Source organism: Saprospiraceae bacterium (genome assembly GCA_016710235.1).
Classification (GTDB): domain Bacteria; phylum Bacteroidota; class Bacteroidia; order Chitinophagales; family Saprospiraceae; genus Vicinibacter.
Map to the genome: position 1 here is coordinate 1,496,039 of JADJLG010000001.1, position 13,593 is coordinate 1,509,631.

A 13,593-nucleotide genomic window follows, 5' to 3' on the forward strand; every position below is an offset into this window, starting at 1 on the left:
TAAAGGTAGTATTTTAGAAGATTTGTACCTCAGGTAAAACAACTGTCACCATCACCACACTGAATCTCCTTCAAATAATCTTTCAAGAAAGGCCAAAGATCCATTGAAATCCGGAATCTCTTTGAGATAGGTTTTTTGTACAAACAAAATACAAATTGTTTTTTCATTTGTAAGACCAATTCAGGATGAAAAATACTAATCGTTGAAATTCGATTCTGTATAATAAATTGACGTAAAAATGAAAATGTAGATTGAGGATTTGTAAGATGACCATAAAGAACTTTCAAATGTGAATTCCTGATGCTGAGCATCAAGACATCAGAGTATTCTCCATTCGAATCTTTTTGTACAACCAAATGATTTTTAAAATACTGGCTGATTGATGAAAAATAATATTTTTTACTTTCGCTGTTTTCAGGCTTCATCAGGAGCCAGGGATACTCTCTTATCCAATTGAGTTCCAATTGAGTTCTCCGGAACTTGTTTTTAGTATTTTTATCCAAAATCCAATCAGAAAGACCTTGATCAATTTGATTGACTTCAAAAAAATTGTGTTTATCAGAGTCTGGGCTGTAAAATAAATATCGCTTGTCAGCAATATAATTCAATATTCGATCAGAGAGCTTAAGAATACCTTTGATTTGCCTAAAGAAATTGTGTTTAGAAGATAAAATAAAAGCAGTATCAAATCTTTGATAAATTCTTATTCCTTCATTGAGATTGTCATGTTGAAATTTGTTTGTCTTATTGTACAGGATGTTGGCTTCATCCGTGTAATCGGTAATGCAGATATGATCATTCCAGGCCTCAAGCGCACGATTTACCAACTGTTTTCCGATGCTTCTGCCTCGAAGTACAGGATCAACCCACAAACAACTAAACCATCCAAAATGTATTGCAGATTTATTTTCTTGAACGATATCATCAGGCAGGATACCTATATACCCTATTAACTTGCCATTTTCTTCAGCGCTTATGAGCAGAATGTCTTCATTTTTTGCTCGTGGATTTTTTATTTGAGAAAGGGCCCGATGAGTGCTGATAGGAATATAATCTGCCTTCCAAAATTGATCTGAATGTATATATCGTTCTAATTGATTTTTATTGAAATACTTAAATTCCATCAGCCCTTACTATTTTATCTTTTCCGAAGAATTTTTTGATATTATAATAACACAACTCTGCACTCAATACTTGTTGAGCATTCAGATCTTTTACTTCCATAGGTACTCTCTGAATATGGTTTGGAAAAATTTCATTTTTTAATCCTGCACAACCAAAGGTCAGAGATTCAGGATAATATTGAGCTAAAATTCTAAAAAAATTATTTTGAACGCCATAATCTGTAAAAGGAAAAGCAAAACTCTGGACTTCCACCTGAAATGCAGATGTTACATAATCAATACTTCTAATCGTTTGTTCAATTTGTACAGATTGTGGAAGGAGCTCATATTGTGGATGATCCCAGCTGTGTGCTCCAATATCAAAGCCCTGATGAATTAATTGTTCGATTTCGGTTTTTGTGAGATAGGGTGTGTTCTGTTGGAGATAATTATCGAAATTGATTTGATGTTGATTAGCGATTTCATCTGCAAGGTTCTGTTGTAGATAGTTTAAGGATTTTAGTTGGCTCTTAGTAATGAAGTCAAGGATTTTATTTTTAGAAAGATACTCTATCAGGATACTGGCCTTGTGTCTGAAAAACAAATTTTTATTGTCAACAAATGCAGGATTTATAAAGAAAACAGCGGGAACTGATTTTTTTTTCAAGATTGGCGCAACGATATGATTCATCTCGCTCAAACCGTCGTCAAAGCTGAGGAACATATATCTCTTGCCGGAGTTGTTCCCGTTTTTGAGAATATTTTTAAGTTGAACGATGTTAATAGGTTCAAAAAATTTCAACATCAGATCGAGATCATTTTCAAATTGTGTCGTGCTTCGTACCGGATATAAATGCTTGATATGGTCTGGAATCTTGTCACTGACAAGATGATATACAGGACAAAATAATTTGATTTGACTGCGCTCTAACCACCAAGACAAAGACATTGGCGTCGTCAGTGAATGAAAATTAATTATAAATTTATCCCGGTAGCCTGCCATAGCAGTTTTAGCTTTTGAAGCTGCAAATTACACAGCATACTATGCATGGACTTATATTTGACGGAATTTTATTGCAGAAGATATGAAAACAAAACGCGAGATAGTTGAAAATTGGTTGCCCCGGTATACCGGCACGGCTTTGAATGACTTTGGTCAGTATATTTTGTTGGTGAACTTCAGCCATTACGTAGAAGAATTCGCTAGATGGCACAATGTTGAAGTCAAGGGAAGAGATCGGAGTATGATCAATGCCACAGCAGACAATATCACCATAATCAATTTTGGTATGGGAAGTCCAAATGCGGGTACCATCATCGACCTTCTCTCAGCCATACAACCCAAAGCTTTACTTTTTCTTGGAAAGTGTGGTGGATTAAAGGTGAGTAAAAACAAGGTAGGGGACTTCATCTTGCCTATTGCTGCCATCAGAGGGGAAGGAACTTCGAATGACTATTTGCCACCTGAAGTGCCAGCACTGCCTGCATTTGCCCTCCAAAAAGCGATTTCTACTACGATAAGAGATTGTGATAGGGACTACTGGACAGGCACAGTTTATACCACGAACAAACGTGTGTGGGAACACCGTGTGGATTTCAAAAGATATCTCACCAGATTGAGAGCGCTGGCCATTGATATGGAAACAGCTACGATATTTATTGCTGCTTTCAAGAATCGTATGCCTGCAGGAGCACTTCTGCTCGTTTCAGATATGCCTATGGTTCCGGAAGGGGTAAAAACTGAAGAAAGTGACAAATCTGTTACTGTAAATCATGCTGAACTTCATTTGCGCATCGGTATCGATTCCCTAAAGCAGTTGATCAACAATTCCATGACAGTAAGACATTTGAAATTTTGATAAATCCCCAATGGGAGCTTGTTTGTCAAAAAGCATGAATATCTTATATTTGCACATTCAAAATTTATATATATAATTTTATGCCATATCTTTTTACGTCTGAATCAGTTTCTGAAGGCCATCCGGATAAAGTAGCCGATCAAATTTCAGATGCTCTTATTGACAACTTTTTAGCTTTTGACAAAGAATCAAAGGTTGCTTGCGAAACATTGGTGACAACTGGCCAGGTAGTAGTAGCAGGCGAAGTCAAAACTAAAACCTATCTGGATGTTCAAAAAATAGTTCGGGATGTCATTGCAAAGATAGGTTATACTCGAAGTGAGTATATGTTCGAAGCAAACAGCTGTGGCGTATTGAGTGCAATCCATGAACAAAGTGCTGATATCAACAGAGGTGTTGACAAGAAGAAAAAAATTGAGCAAGGTGCAGGAGATCAGGGAATGATGTTCGGATATGCTACGAATGAGACTGAAAACTACATGCCTTTGTCCCTTGATTTGGCACATATGCTATTGCAAGAACTCTCTCGTATTCGAAAAGACAAGAAAGTGATGACCTACCTGAGGCCGGACGCTAAAAGTCAGGTTACAATTGAATATAACGATGATAACAGACCTCTTCGCATTGACTCCATAGTGATATCTACACAACACGATGAGTTTATTGTTGCTAAAACCAAGACCCAAGCAAATCAAGAAAAAGCCGACAAGGTAATGTTGGAGCAGATTGCCGATGATATCAAGCATATTTTAATACCTCGTGTGAAGAGAAAACTGCCAGCTGCCATCCAAAAATTATTCAATTCAGAAACCAAGTATCACATTAACCCTACAGGAAAGTTTGTAATTGGCGGTCCTCATGGTGATACAGGCTTGACCGGTCGTAAAATCATAGTAGATACCTACGGGGGCAAAGGTGCTCACGGAGGTGGCGCTTTTTCGGGCAAAGATCCATCTAAAGTAGACAGATCCGCAGCTTATGCTACGAGGCATATAGCAAAGAACATGGTTGCTGCCGGACTTTGTGACGAAGTATTGGTCCAGGTTTCATATGCCATTGGACTTGCTAAACCTTGTGGCCTTTATGTCAATACTTATGGCACCGCTAAAGTAAAATTGACTGACGGTCAAATAGCGAGAAGGATTGAAAAATTATTTGACCTTAGACCTTATGCCATAGAGCAACGACTCAAATTGCGCAATCCCATTTATTCCGAAACAGCATCCTACGGTCACATGGGTAGAGAGAATCGCATTGTGGAAAAAGTGTTTACAACTCCGGAAGGAAGTTCGAAAATAGTGAAAGTGGAGCTTTTTACTTGGGAAAAACTGGACATGGTCAGACCTATTCGAAAGGCATTCAATCTGAAATAATAATACAATTTTGCTGATTTAATGAGATGAAAAGTGCTGGATTTGCTTAAAAGCAAGACCTAAAGAATCAATGATATCACCAGCGCAAAGGGATTCTGTAGATTGATTTCTAAGAGCCAAATCTCCTGCTAAACCGTGAACATATACCGACAATTTACAGGCCTCCTGAGAGGTATAACCCTGTGATAACAAGGAACATACTATCCCAGTTAATACATCTCCACTACCTGCTGTAGCCATTCCCGGGTTGCCGGTTGCATTAAACCACAAGCTGCCGTCAGGACTTGCAATGCAGGAATGAGCACCCTTGAGAATTACATAAACACCAAATTTCTTAGCAAACTTCTGTTGACCTTCCTGCCTCGAAAAGCTGTCGGAATGTTCACCACATATTCGATCAAATTCTTTAAGATGGGGAGTCAGGATACTTTCCTTTGGCAGAAAATTCAATAAATTCTTATGCTCCGCCAAAAGATTCAATGCATCTGCATCGAGAACAACAGGTCTTTTGGATGACTTCAATAACCGTTCCAAGACCTCCTTCGTTGCTTGCTTTTTACCGATGCCGGGTCCAATACAAATTGCCTCAAAATCTTCTATTCTATCAACTGCCTCACTGATATTTTCATGAGGTCCTCCTTCCATTGCCATCACTTGAGGCACAGTGGATTGAATAATGTCAATTCCTACATTTGGAACAAACGCTGTCACCAAACCTGCTCCTGACCGAAGGGCTGCTTTTGAAGCTAACGAAGCAGCACCCATTTTACCTTTTGAACCGGCTATAATCAAGCAATGTCCGAATGTACCCTTATGCGAAAATTTGCTCCTTGGCTTGTAAATGTTTTTTATTTCCTCTGCATCAATCAAGTAATAGGGACTTTCGGTGATTTTAGAAAACTGAGGATGTAAACCAATCTTGATCACTGACCATTCACCTACCGCTTTTTCATTTTCAGGGTAAAAAAAGCTGAGCTTAGCCTGTTCAATGGCGTAGGTGAAGTCTGAATGTACCACCATATCCATATCTGTTGAACATAATATTTCTTCCGTCTTAAGCCCGGAAGGAAGATCCACAGAAATGATTTTTGCTTTACTGTTATTCATCCGACGGATGATTTCCAGATATAATCCCTGAGGTCTTCTGTTTGTCCCTGAGCCGAGCAAAGCGTCAATGATGATACTTCTCTCTACGATATCCGGATTGAAATCTTCAACAGCATTGACTTGACATACCGATATCAAATCCTCTAGCAATTCTAAATTTTTTTTTGTCTCAGGACTCATTAGAATACCACCCGGGTTGCACAGAAAGACCTGCACTTTTATTTTACGTGTATGAAGCATTCTTGCAATTGCAAGGCCATCACCTCCATTATTTCCGTACCCACACACCACGATATAATTGGATTCAGTTCCGCAGTTCTTTAAAATTTCGAAAGAAAGTGATCTGGAGGCTTTCTCCATTAAATCATAGGAAGTAATTGGTGTTTCACGGATGGTGTATTGATCGTATTCCTTAATCTGCTTTCCTGTAAATAATTTCACTATAAGCTGCTTTATTTATTTTTCAAGAATAAATCCTGAGCTGAATTTCACCATCTTCATTCCAGCTGGCGCGGTACATGCCTTCGGTATTGAATACCATCGAAATGTTTCCATTTCGATCTATGCCTATCAATCCTCCGTCACCTCCAATTTTTGGCAATATATGATGGATTAACTCTCCCGTCGCTTCACTTAGATTTTTACCTCCATATTTCATGAGCGCTGAAACATGGAAAGCTGCATTTGTACGTATAAAATACTCGCCTGATCCTGTACAAGAAACAGCGCAGCTTTCATTTGATGCATATGTTCCAGAACCAATGAGGGGGCTATCTCCAATTCGACCATATTTTTTATTGGTCATACCTCCTGTACTTGTAGCTGCCGCCAGATTTCCACTTTGATCTAATGCGACTGCTCCAACTGTCCCAAACTTTTTTTCATTCAATACGCTATGGTCCAGAATTACCTTGTCAGAGTGTCTTGCATGTTCCAACTGATCATATCTGTGTTGAGAATAAAAATAGTCATCTGGTTCAAATTTCACTCCTATTTCCTTTGCAAACAACTCGGCTCCCTCTCCGGCCAATAGAACATGGTTTGTTTTTTCCATTACTAGCCGAGCAAGTGAAACGGGATTTTTTACATTGCGCAGTAAAGCCACAGCTCCGGCCTTTCCGCCATTGCCATCCATAATAGAAGCATCCATTTCATGGATTCCATTAGAAGTAAAAACAGAGCCTTTACCAGCATTAAATAATTCACAGTCTTCCAGTGCTACCACCGCTTTTTCTACCGCTTCTAAAGCACTTCCACCGGCACTAAGGATTTCTACTCCTTTTTGAATGGCAAATTTCAACTCTCTTTTATAAAGGCTCTCCCTTTCTTCATTCATGTCCTGAGGTCGAAGAGTTCCTGCTCCTCCATGGATGGCTATCCCAATTTTATGCATTGGTTTTGTTTTTTTTGCAAAGTAAGCAAATTCAGACTGTATTCCGTTCAAGGCACATAATCTCGTCATTTAACTTTATTTTTACACTCAATCAATCCTGTTGTACCATGAGTTTTTCAAGAAGAAAGGCCCTCCAAGCCCTGGGCTTAGTTATAGGAACAAAGTCTTTTCCCATCGAGCAATGGATCGCGAATTCAAATCAGATACTGCATCAAAGGGATCCTCGTCATCTATCATTGCAAAAACCCGTGACTGCAATTACACTCGGTGCAGGAGCAAGGGGGAATACTTATGGATCATATGCTACTAAATATCCTGACCAGCTTAAAATAGTTGGTGTAGCTGAACCGATTGTGCTGAGGAAGGAAAGGTACATCAAAAAGCATCAAATTGACGTAGATAAGGCATTCATCACTTGGGAACATGTGCTCAATAGACCAAAATTTGCAGATGCCATAATCATCACGATGCCGGATCATTTGCACTACGAGCCCTGTATGCAGGCACTTGCTCTTGGATATGATGTTTTACTTGAAAAACCTATGGCTCAAACTGAGCAACAATGCCGCAATATCCTTAAAATGGTGCAGAAAACAGGCAGGATTGTAGCAGTCTGCCATGTTTTGCGATATGCACCATATTTCATAAAACTAAAAAATCTTATCCATTCGGGTGCGATAGGGGAGCTTATCAGCATGCAGCATTTCGAACCTATCGAACATATTCATATGGCTCATTCATTTGTGAGGGGGAATTGGCATGATTCCAAAGCAACTACGCCTATCATTTTGGCTAAATCCTGCCATGATCTGGATATCATGAGATGGATGATAAATAAACCTTCAAAGATGGTGAGCGCTTTTGGTTCATTGAGCTGGTTTAAACCCGAAAATGCACCTCCGGGAAGCACTCCGAGGTGTACTGATGGTTGCAAAATTGAAGCTGAATGTCCTTATTCCGCTTTGTCTATTTATCTTCGAAAAAGAAGTTATACTTATGTTTTTGATCTCCCGGAGCAGCAAGAGCTGCATGCGGATTTTATTCATAAACAATTACAAACTACCAATTACGGCAGATGTGTCTATCAGATGGACAATGACCAGCCGGATCATATCGTCAGCAATGTACTTTTTGAAGATGGAATTACTGCAAGTTTCAACATGGAAGCTTTTACTTCATATCATGGCAGGAGAACACGTATTATGGGATCTATGGGTGACATTGTAGGAGATATGAAAAAATTCTCATACACAGATTTCAGGACAGACACAACAACAGAATGGGATGTAGATGAAGACGAAGTCGGAATTTATAAAAATAGTGGACACGGTGGAGGTGACTTCAACCTGGTTGCAGATTGGGTGCAGGCTGTTGCGCAACATAAACCCGAACTTTTGAGTTCTACAATTGAAGCATCGATAGAGTCACATATTATGGGATTTGCGATGGAAAAAAGTCGCAAAACCAAAAAGCAAATACTTATAAAAGTATAATAGGACCAAACAATGAATTCCCGCTCAATTTTTAGATTGAAAACGAAGCATTTTCCACTTCTGGCATTGATTTTAGTGCATATTCAATTCTCTTGCAATTCACCCCAACCACAAGCTCAGACAAACAATGCCGGATCGCTGGATTCGCTCGGTTTCATGCACAGCTTGATCGCTGCCAATCCATATGCAGACAGTTTGTATTTGCAAAGGGCAAATCTTTACTTTCAAAGGCAATTATTGGATTCCTCAATCGCAGATCTAAATAAGGCTATATTTCTCGATTCATTAAACAAAGATTACTATCTCTACCTGTCAGACGTGTATCTGGCGAATGCTCAATCTAAATCAGCAAAAGAGATTTTAGATCGCGCGCTTGCTTTGTTTCCGGATAATGTAGAGGTACTGCTCAAAATTGCACGGCTTCAGTTGATCTTACAGCAACATATCCAAGCGATGACAGTCATGGACAAGGTGTTCATGATTGATCCACAGAATGCCAAAGCATATTATCTCGCAGGTCACCTATTGTACGAAATGGGTGATACGACAAAGGCGATATCCAGTTATCAAAAAGCTACGGATTTTGATCCAGAGTTGGTAGAAGCTTGGATACAGTTGGGGGATCTGTATACAGAAAAAAATAATCCGCGTGCAATCCAGTATTACGACAATGCCATCAGGATACATCCGGATGATGTGGAGACTTTACACAACAAAGCGTATGCATTACAGAAATTCAACCGCGTTCAAGAATCCATAGAATTGTATCGGCAGATTTGTGACCGCTTTCCGCAATACGAACCGGCTTTTTATAATTTGGGAATACTCTACAAGAGTGAAGATTCTCTTGATGCTGCAATCAAGCAGTTTTCTAGAGCCATTGAGCTCAATCCGGCAGAATCATCCAATTATTTTCATCGTGCTCAGGCTTATATATTGCAGAACAATAAAACTGCTGCTCGACAAGATTTATTGAAATGCACCAGCCTTAATCCAACTGATAATGAAGCTAAAGAGCTTTTATTAACTACAGAAAAATAAAATTGAAACAAGCATGTTTTTTCCAATAGGAGACGATCAGATTCAAGGCGGACAGAAGCCCATATTTACCTATAGTTTAATAGTAGCCAATGTTCTCATTTTTTTATATGAACTAAATCTTGGATTGGAAGGAAGTGAAGCTTTTATATTCACTTACGGTGCAATCCCACAAGAAATCGTGTATGGTCAGGATTTGTACACTTTGCTGAGCAGTATGTTCCTTCACGGAGGCTGGATGCATCTGATAGGTAATATGCTTTTCTTATGGGTGTTCGCAGATAACATTGAAGCCATAGTAGGAACCTTCAATTTCATCATATTTTATCTGCTTGGCGGTATAGTAGGAGCACTAATCCATATTGCTTTGAATTCCGGAAGTGAAATGCCTATGGTTGGTGCAAGTGGTGCAATTTCAGCGGTGATGGGTGCTTACCTGGTGATGTTTCCATCTTCCAGGATCAAAGTCCTGATTTTGATCTTATTCACAAGTGTTTATATCCCTGCAATTTTTTTTCTAGGCTTTTGGATTATTCAGCAGATGTTTGCGGGAATCGGCTCTCTGCAACCAGTAGGTGAAGAATCCTCAGGTGTTGCATGGTGGGCACATATTGGTGGGTTTGTATTCGGTATGCTTGCGGGATTTTTGGCACGAAAATCTTATCGTAATAAATATAGATATATTGAAGACGAATGATTTTATAATAAAAGGGATTTATACTTTTTTATCCTTGCTCAAAAGCTTCAAGAAAAATTATAATGTAATATTCTCTAAAATAAAAAGGGCTCGTTTTCGAGCCCTTTTTATTTTGTTATGAAGTGTAAAACTTATTGCACATTTATTTTTCTCGTGCTCACTCCATTTGGTGAACTGATCTTCAATTGGTACATTCCCGAAGTCAAATCGATCGGGAATTGTAAAATATTTTTACCAGCACTGATATTTTTTTGACCAAATTGGGATACGACACGTCCATTGAGATCAAGCACTTCAAAACGAAGAACTTGAACAGCATCAGATATCAACTCTATGCCTAAATCCTTAGAAACCGGATTTGGATAAACAGTAATACTGCGCAAATTTTCTATCTCAGGGAAACCTACCGGAGCTGCGCCTTCTCTGAAACTAAAATCATCGAGGAACAAGCTTTGACCGCCACCTGAAGTGATAGCCAACTTGATTAATACATCGGCTAAACCATCTAATTCTTTAAGATCAAATGAATCTGTCTTCCATTGATCAACCTGTGGTACAAAAAAAGTAACCAATGGATCTACCGGATCTGCAACAGAGGCCAATTCTTTTCCCGACTTAATACCTGCTGATTTCCAAGTAGCGCCACAATCAGTGGAGTATTGCAAATCAATTGAGTTGTCAGAAAAATCATATGCCTGAGCATGCGCGATAGAGTAAAAGAATTTTGCATTATTGACCGCTGAGAAATTTAGTTTGCTGAAAATAAAATTACTTGTAATTCCTGGCGCAGGTGAATTTAAATCAATGAACAGACTCTTAGCAGATTGTCCAAAGCCTCCCATCTCCCAAGTCACTCCACCTGCGGATTTATCAGCGACAAAAGTTCTAAATCCAGTACCAAGTTCAGTATATAAATTAGTAGGTATACTACCAACTGATACATTTTCAAAATCGAAATTTAAAGGAGCAGAGGCAGCCGCATTTGGAACAACAATTAAACGGTATTCGTCGCTCAGATTATTCACACTTCCAACGTCTTTTACTACTCCATTATTGGTAATGATTGTGTCAATTGTCCAGCTATACCGCACTATACCGTTTGGAAGTGAAATATTACTAATTTTATACGTTGTTTTTTCTCCCGGAAGTAAGGTGCCTTTCCATACAGATCGAGGGCGCTTGGCTCCATTTTGATAGGGTAATATTCCGATAGATTTGATCGTATCAGTACCTGTAGATTTATTTGTGAGTTCTATGGAAACACTGTAAATATTGTCGCAATAACTAGTTCTTGTTTCAGGAGTATAATTGGCAGAAACATCATAAAAATTCCCTAACAAAGGTTTAGGCAGACTTTCCCTTGCTTGGAGTATCTCTTTTGAAGTTTTCATCTGTACAAAACTCACAACACCAAGTTGAGTGTAGTCATATATATATGATGGTATAGGAATCGTGAAATTGAATGTTTTACTTTCTCCGGCAGGCAATTCTGTAGTCAAGGTAGTGCCATTTGCATTTGGCACCATTTTGCGCATCACAGATGGAAAAGTCTTGTCCCCATTGGTGCCTGGAGGGGAAGCAAACTTAATCACCTTTTCTATAAGAGCAATGTGTAGAATTGCTGCATTTGCAGCAATCGGATTACTGCTTACATTTTTGATCGTAACGGATATAGCGACAGAATCATTTTTTTCAGTCAAATTGTGATCTAGGGTCATTTCCAATGGACTGGTTACGGCAGCTCTGTTGATCAAAAGTTGTTCGGTCAAATTTGCAATATGTCCGTTGTATTTATTGCCATCCATCGCACAATATGGGATTCCTTGTGAAGGGACTGCCGGATAAGTTGAATTGTATCTGGTAGATACCTCTGACTTGTTTTGCGCATTCATTGGATCTACTCCCGGAAACTCACATTGGTACTTCAAAACGACGACATGTTCAGCCTGATTTCGAAGTTTTTCAGTAAAAGCAGGACCATACACTGCACATGGCCCACACGAAGCATTGGTGAATTCCTCCACCAATACTTTTCTCACCGCTTGTGATTGCACTGTAATTACAGACAATAGGAGCAGCGAAGAAAGCAGAATAGTAAAGTTTCTTTTCATTGGAAAATTTTTGTTGTGAAGTAAAAATATTGTTGGTTTTTAAAAAAGTCAACAATATTAAGCATTCTCGGTCGATTGTTGTAAAAAAATTCTTAAAAGATTAGGATTGCACCCAATTTTAACTAATCCAAACATCACGAAAAGTTAGGTGGAATCTCCAAGGAGAACAAAATACTAGGCTTTGAGCAAATGACATATAAAAAAAAAAGAGGCCGGACCCGAGCGGCCCGACCTCCTTAATAATAACACTATGAGAACACCCTAAATTTCAAATTTATTTGCAAACTTCCCAATTAATTTTGTCAACATTTTACAAAATTCTCTTAGTAGTCTAAGTATTGGCGTTGCAGGCACAAATATACAGCGACTTTTACTTCTGTCAAGTTTTTTTTTATTTTTTAAAAAAATTCTGCTAAAAATTTGGCATGGATTGTCATTTCAGAACAAAAGCTGTTTGTCTTCACAAAGTATTGACAAACAATAATATATATATATAAATAATAATGCAGTATGAATGGTATGTAATGATTGACAGGATTCTCATGCCGAAAGCCGGTAAATAAAAAGGTCGGATGAAATCTTCCACCCGACCTTTTTATCTTGATTTTGTATCTATATCTATCTACTACAAAGAAGCAACTCGCTTCATAAGGCTGCTCTTTAGATTAGAAGCCTTGTTTTTATGCCATGTATTTTTCTTAGCCAACCTGTCAATCATTCCAATTACTTTAGGTAACTGTTTCTTGGCCTCTGCCTTATCTTCCGTTGTCCTTAACCTCGCTATTGCAGTCCGTGCAGACTTCTTATAATAACGATTTGCCATCCTGGTCACGATGTTTTGGCGGATTCTCTTGAGAGCTGATTTGTGATTTGCCATATATATTTTTTAAAGGACCGCAAATATAGTGAACATTGAGCAATATTTTCAATAACTACGGATGTTTTTTTAATTTTAAAATTTATCTAAGCCTATCCATGGATCGGACCAAAGTCTCGTCTTTCCGAATTGCTCGATTAGCAAGCCAGCAAAATAATATGCCGCTGACACCGAGTAACATGGCAATTCCGGGGATCATGTCATTTAGATGTTGATTTTCATAAGTCAACCATATTCCAACTCCAAGGACCCCTACCAATTGGATGATTGCTGCCATCCCACTCAAAAGTGCTTGTCTGATTCTGATGTTAAACAGAAATATTGCCGTCAGCGCAAGTAAGGAAGATAAGATACAAGCGCCCAATAATATCTTATTTTCAGTGATGTGAAGAATCTGGTCTGAAAATACACCACTCCCTGGAGACTGTGTTTGAAGTAAGTACACGGGAGGTACTAGGGATATTCCAAAACAGAGTGCAGCCATGAACAACCATAAAGTTTGAATTCGCTGTATCATCGATTTGATTTTTGAGCTGTAAATG

Annotated in this window: 12 protein-coding genes; 5 read left to right on the forward strand and 7 right to left on the reverse strand. The window is 38.7% G+C overall.

Annotated elements, in window-relative coordinates:
* Positions 1 to 29 precede the first annotated feature (29 nt).
* On the reverse strand, positions 30 to 1,124 hold the full coding sequence (locus tag IPI99_06180) for a GNAT family N-acetyltransferase (GenBank protein MBK7340097.1): 1,095 nt from the start codon (positions 1,122 to 1,124) through the stop codon (positions 30 to 32).
* Positions 1,114 to 2,106, reverse strand: coding sequence for a polysaccharide deacetylase family protein (locus IPI99_06185; GenBank protein ID MBK7340098.1), 993 nt, complete (start codon positions 2,104 to 2,106; stop codon positions 1,114 to 1,116). Before IPI99_06185 ends, IPI99_06180 begins: the two co-directional genes overlap by 11 nt.
* 82 nt (positions 2,107 to 2,188) lie before the next feature.
* On the opposite strand from IPI99_06185, the gene IPI99_06190 reads away from it, so the two are divergent.
* Together IPI99_06190 and IPI99_06195 are read left to right on the forward strand one after the other, a co-directional pair.
* On the forward strand, positions 2,189 to 2,962 hold the full coding sequence (locus tag IPI99_06190; GenBank protein ID MBK7340099.1) for an AMP nucleosidase: 774 nt from the start codon (positions 2,189 to 2,191) through the stop codon (positions 2,960 to 2,962).
* A gap of 80 nt (positions 2,963 to 3,042) precedes the next feature.
* On the forward strand, positions 3,043 to 4,335 hold the full coding sequence (locus tag IPI99_06195) for a methionine adenosyltransferase (GenBank protein ID MBK7340100.1): 1,293 nt from the start codon (positions 3,043 to 3,045) through the stop codon (positions 4,333 to 4,335).
* 18 nt (positions 4,336 to 4,353) lie between these two features.
* On the opposite strand, the gene IPI99_06200 is transcribed toward IPI99_06195, so the two are convergent.
* Together IPI99_06200 and IPI99_06205 are read right to left on the reverse strand one after the other, a co-directional pair.
* A complete protein-coding gene (locus tag IPI99_06200; protein MBK7340101.1) occupies positions 4,354 to 5,883 on the reverse strand; it encodes an NAD(P)H-hydrate dehydratase in 1,530 nt (509 codons plus the stop codon).
* Between the two features lie 22 nt (positions 5,884 to 5,905).
* Positions 5,906 to 6,835 (reverse strand): isoaspartyl peptidase/L-asparaginase, encoded by a 930-nt coding sequence (locus IPI99_06205; protein ID MBK7340102.1) that lies wholly within the window; start codon positions 6,833 to 6,835, stop codon positions 5,906 to 5,908.
* Between the two features lie 107 nt (positions 6,836 to 6,942).
* Here IPI99_06205 and IPI99_06210 point away from each other — a divergent pair, with 107 nt between their 5' ends.
* The 3 genes from IPI99_06210 to IPI99_06220 are packed head-to-tail and all read left to right on the forward strand — an operon-like array spanning position 6,943 to position 10,063.
* Positions 6,943 to 8,328: a Gfo/Idh/MocA family oxidoreductase gene (locus tag IPI99_06210; protein ID MBK7340103.1), complete on the forward strand. Its 1,386-nt coding sequence runs from the start codon at positions 6,943 to 6,945 to the stop codon at positions 8,326 to 8,328.
* Positions 8,329 to 8,340: 12 nt separating this feature from the next.
* Positions 8,341 to 9,369 (forward strand): tetratricopeptide repeat protein, encoded by a 1,029-nt coding sequence (locus IPI99_06215; protein MBK7340104.1) that lies wholly within the window; start codon positions 8,341 to 8,343, stop codon positions 9,367 to 9,369.
* Positions 9,370 to 9,382: 13 nt separating this feature from the next.
* Positions 9,383 to 10,063 carry a rhomboid family intramembrane serine protease gene (locus IPI99_06220; GenBank protein ID MBK7340105.1) on the forward strand — a complete coding sequence of 227 codons (681 nt, stop codon included), beginning with the start codon at positions 9,383 to 9,385 and terminating at the stop codon, positions 10,061 to 10,063.
* A gap of 131 nt (positions 10,064 to 10,194) precedes the next feature.
* Here IPI99_06220 and IPI99_06225 read toward each other — a convergent pair whose 3' ends face one another.
* From IPI99_06225 to IPI99_06235, 3 genes are all read right to left on the reverse strand, one after another.
* Entirely contained in the window at positions 10,195 to 12,174 is a 1,980-nt protein-coding gene (locus IPI99_06225) for a T9SS type A sorting domain-containing protein (GenBank protein MBK7340106.1), read from the reverse strand.
* Positions 12,175 to 12,799: 625 nt separating this feature from the next.
* Entirely contained in the window at positions 12,800 to 13,051 is a 252-nt protein-coding gene (locus IPI99_06230; GenBank protein ID MBK7340107.1) for a 30S ribosomal protein S20, read from the reverse strand.
* A gap of 82 nt (positions 13,052 to 13,133) precedes the next feature.
* On the reverse strand, positions 13,134 to 13,568 hold the full coding sequence (locus IPI99_06235; protein ID MBK7340108.1) for a DUF4293 domain-containing protein: 435 nt from the start codon (positions 13,566 to 13,568) through the stop codon (positions 13,134 to 13,136).
* Positions 13,569 to 13,593: the final 25 nt, after the last annotated feature.

What these genes read in the sequence shown, in the direction of transcription:
- IPI99_06210 (MBK7340103.1), top strand. Translation starts at nt 6,943, where the DNA reads ATGAGTTTTTCAAGAAGAAAGGCCCTCCAAGCCCTGGGCTTAGTTATA.
- IPI99_06185 (MBK7340098.1), bottom strand. Translation starts at nt 2,106, where the DNA reads ATGGCAGGCTACCGGGATAAATTTATAATTAATTTTCATTCACTGACG.
- IPI99_06195 (MBK7340100.1), top strand. Translation starts at nt 3,043, where the DNA reads ATGCCATATCTTTTTACGTCTGAATCAGTTTCTGAAGGCCATCCGGAT.
- IPI99_06180 (MBK7340097.1), bottom strand. Translation starts at nt 1,124, where the DNA reads ATGGAATTTAAGTATTTCAATAAAAATCAATTAGAACGATATATACAT.
- IPI99_06220 (MBK7340105.1), top strand. Translation starts at nt 9,383, where the DNA reads ATGTTTTTTCCAATAGGAGACGATCAGATTCAAGGCGGACAGAAGCCC.
- IPI99_06225 (MBK7340106.1), bottom strand. Translation starts at nt 12,174, where the DNA reads ATGAAAAGAAACTTTACTATTCTGCTTTCTTCGCTGCTCCTATTGTCT.
- IPI99_06235 (MBK7340108.1), bottom strand. Translation starts at nt 13,568, where the DNA reads ATGATACAGCGAATTCAAACTTTATGGTTGTTCATGGCTGCACTCTGT.
- IPI99_06190 (MBK7340099.1), top strand. Translation starts at nt 2,189, where the DNA reads ATGAAAACAAAACGCGAGATAGTTGAAAATTGGTTGCCCCGGTATACC.
- IPI99_06215 (MBK7340104.1), top strand. Translation starts at nt 8,341, where the DNA reads ATGAATTCCCGCTCAATTTTTAGATTGAAAACGAAGCATTTTCCACTT.
- IPI99_06205 (MBK7340102.1), bottom strand. Translation starts at nt 6,835, where the DNA reads ATGCATAAAATTGGGATAGCCATCCATGGAGGAGCAGGAACTCTTCGA.
- IPI99_06230 (MBK7340107.1), bottom strand. Translation starts at nt 13,051, where the DNA reads ATGGCAAATCACAAATCAGCTCTCAAGAGAATCCGCCAAAACATCGTG.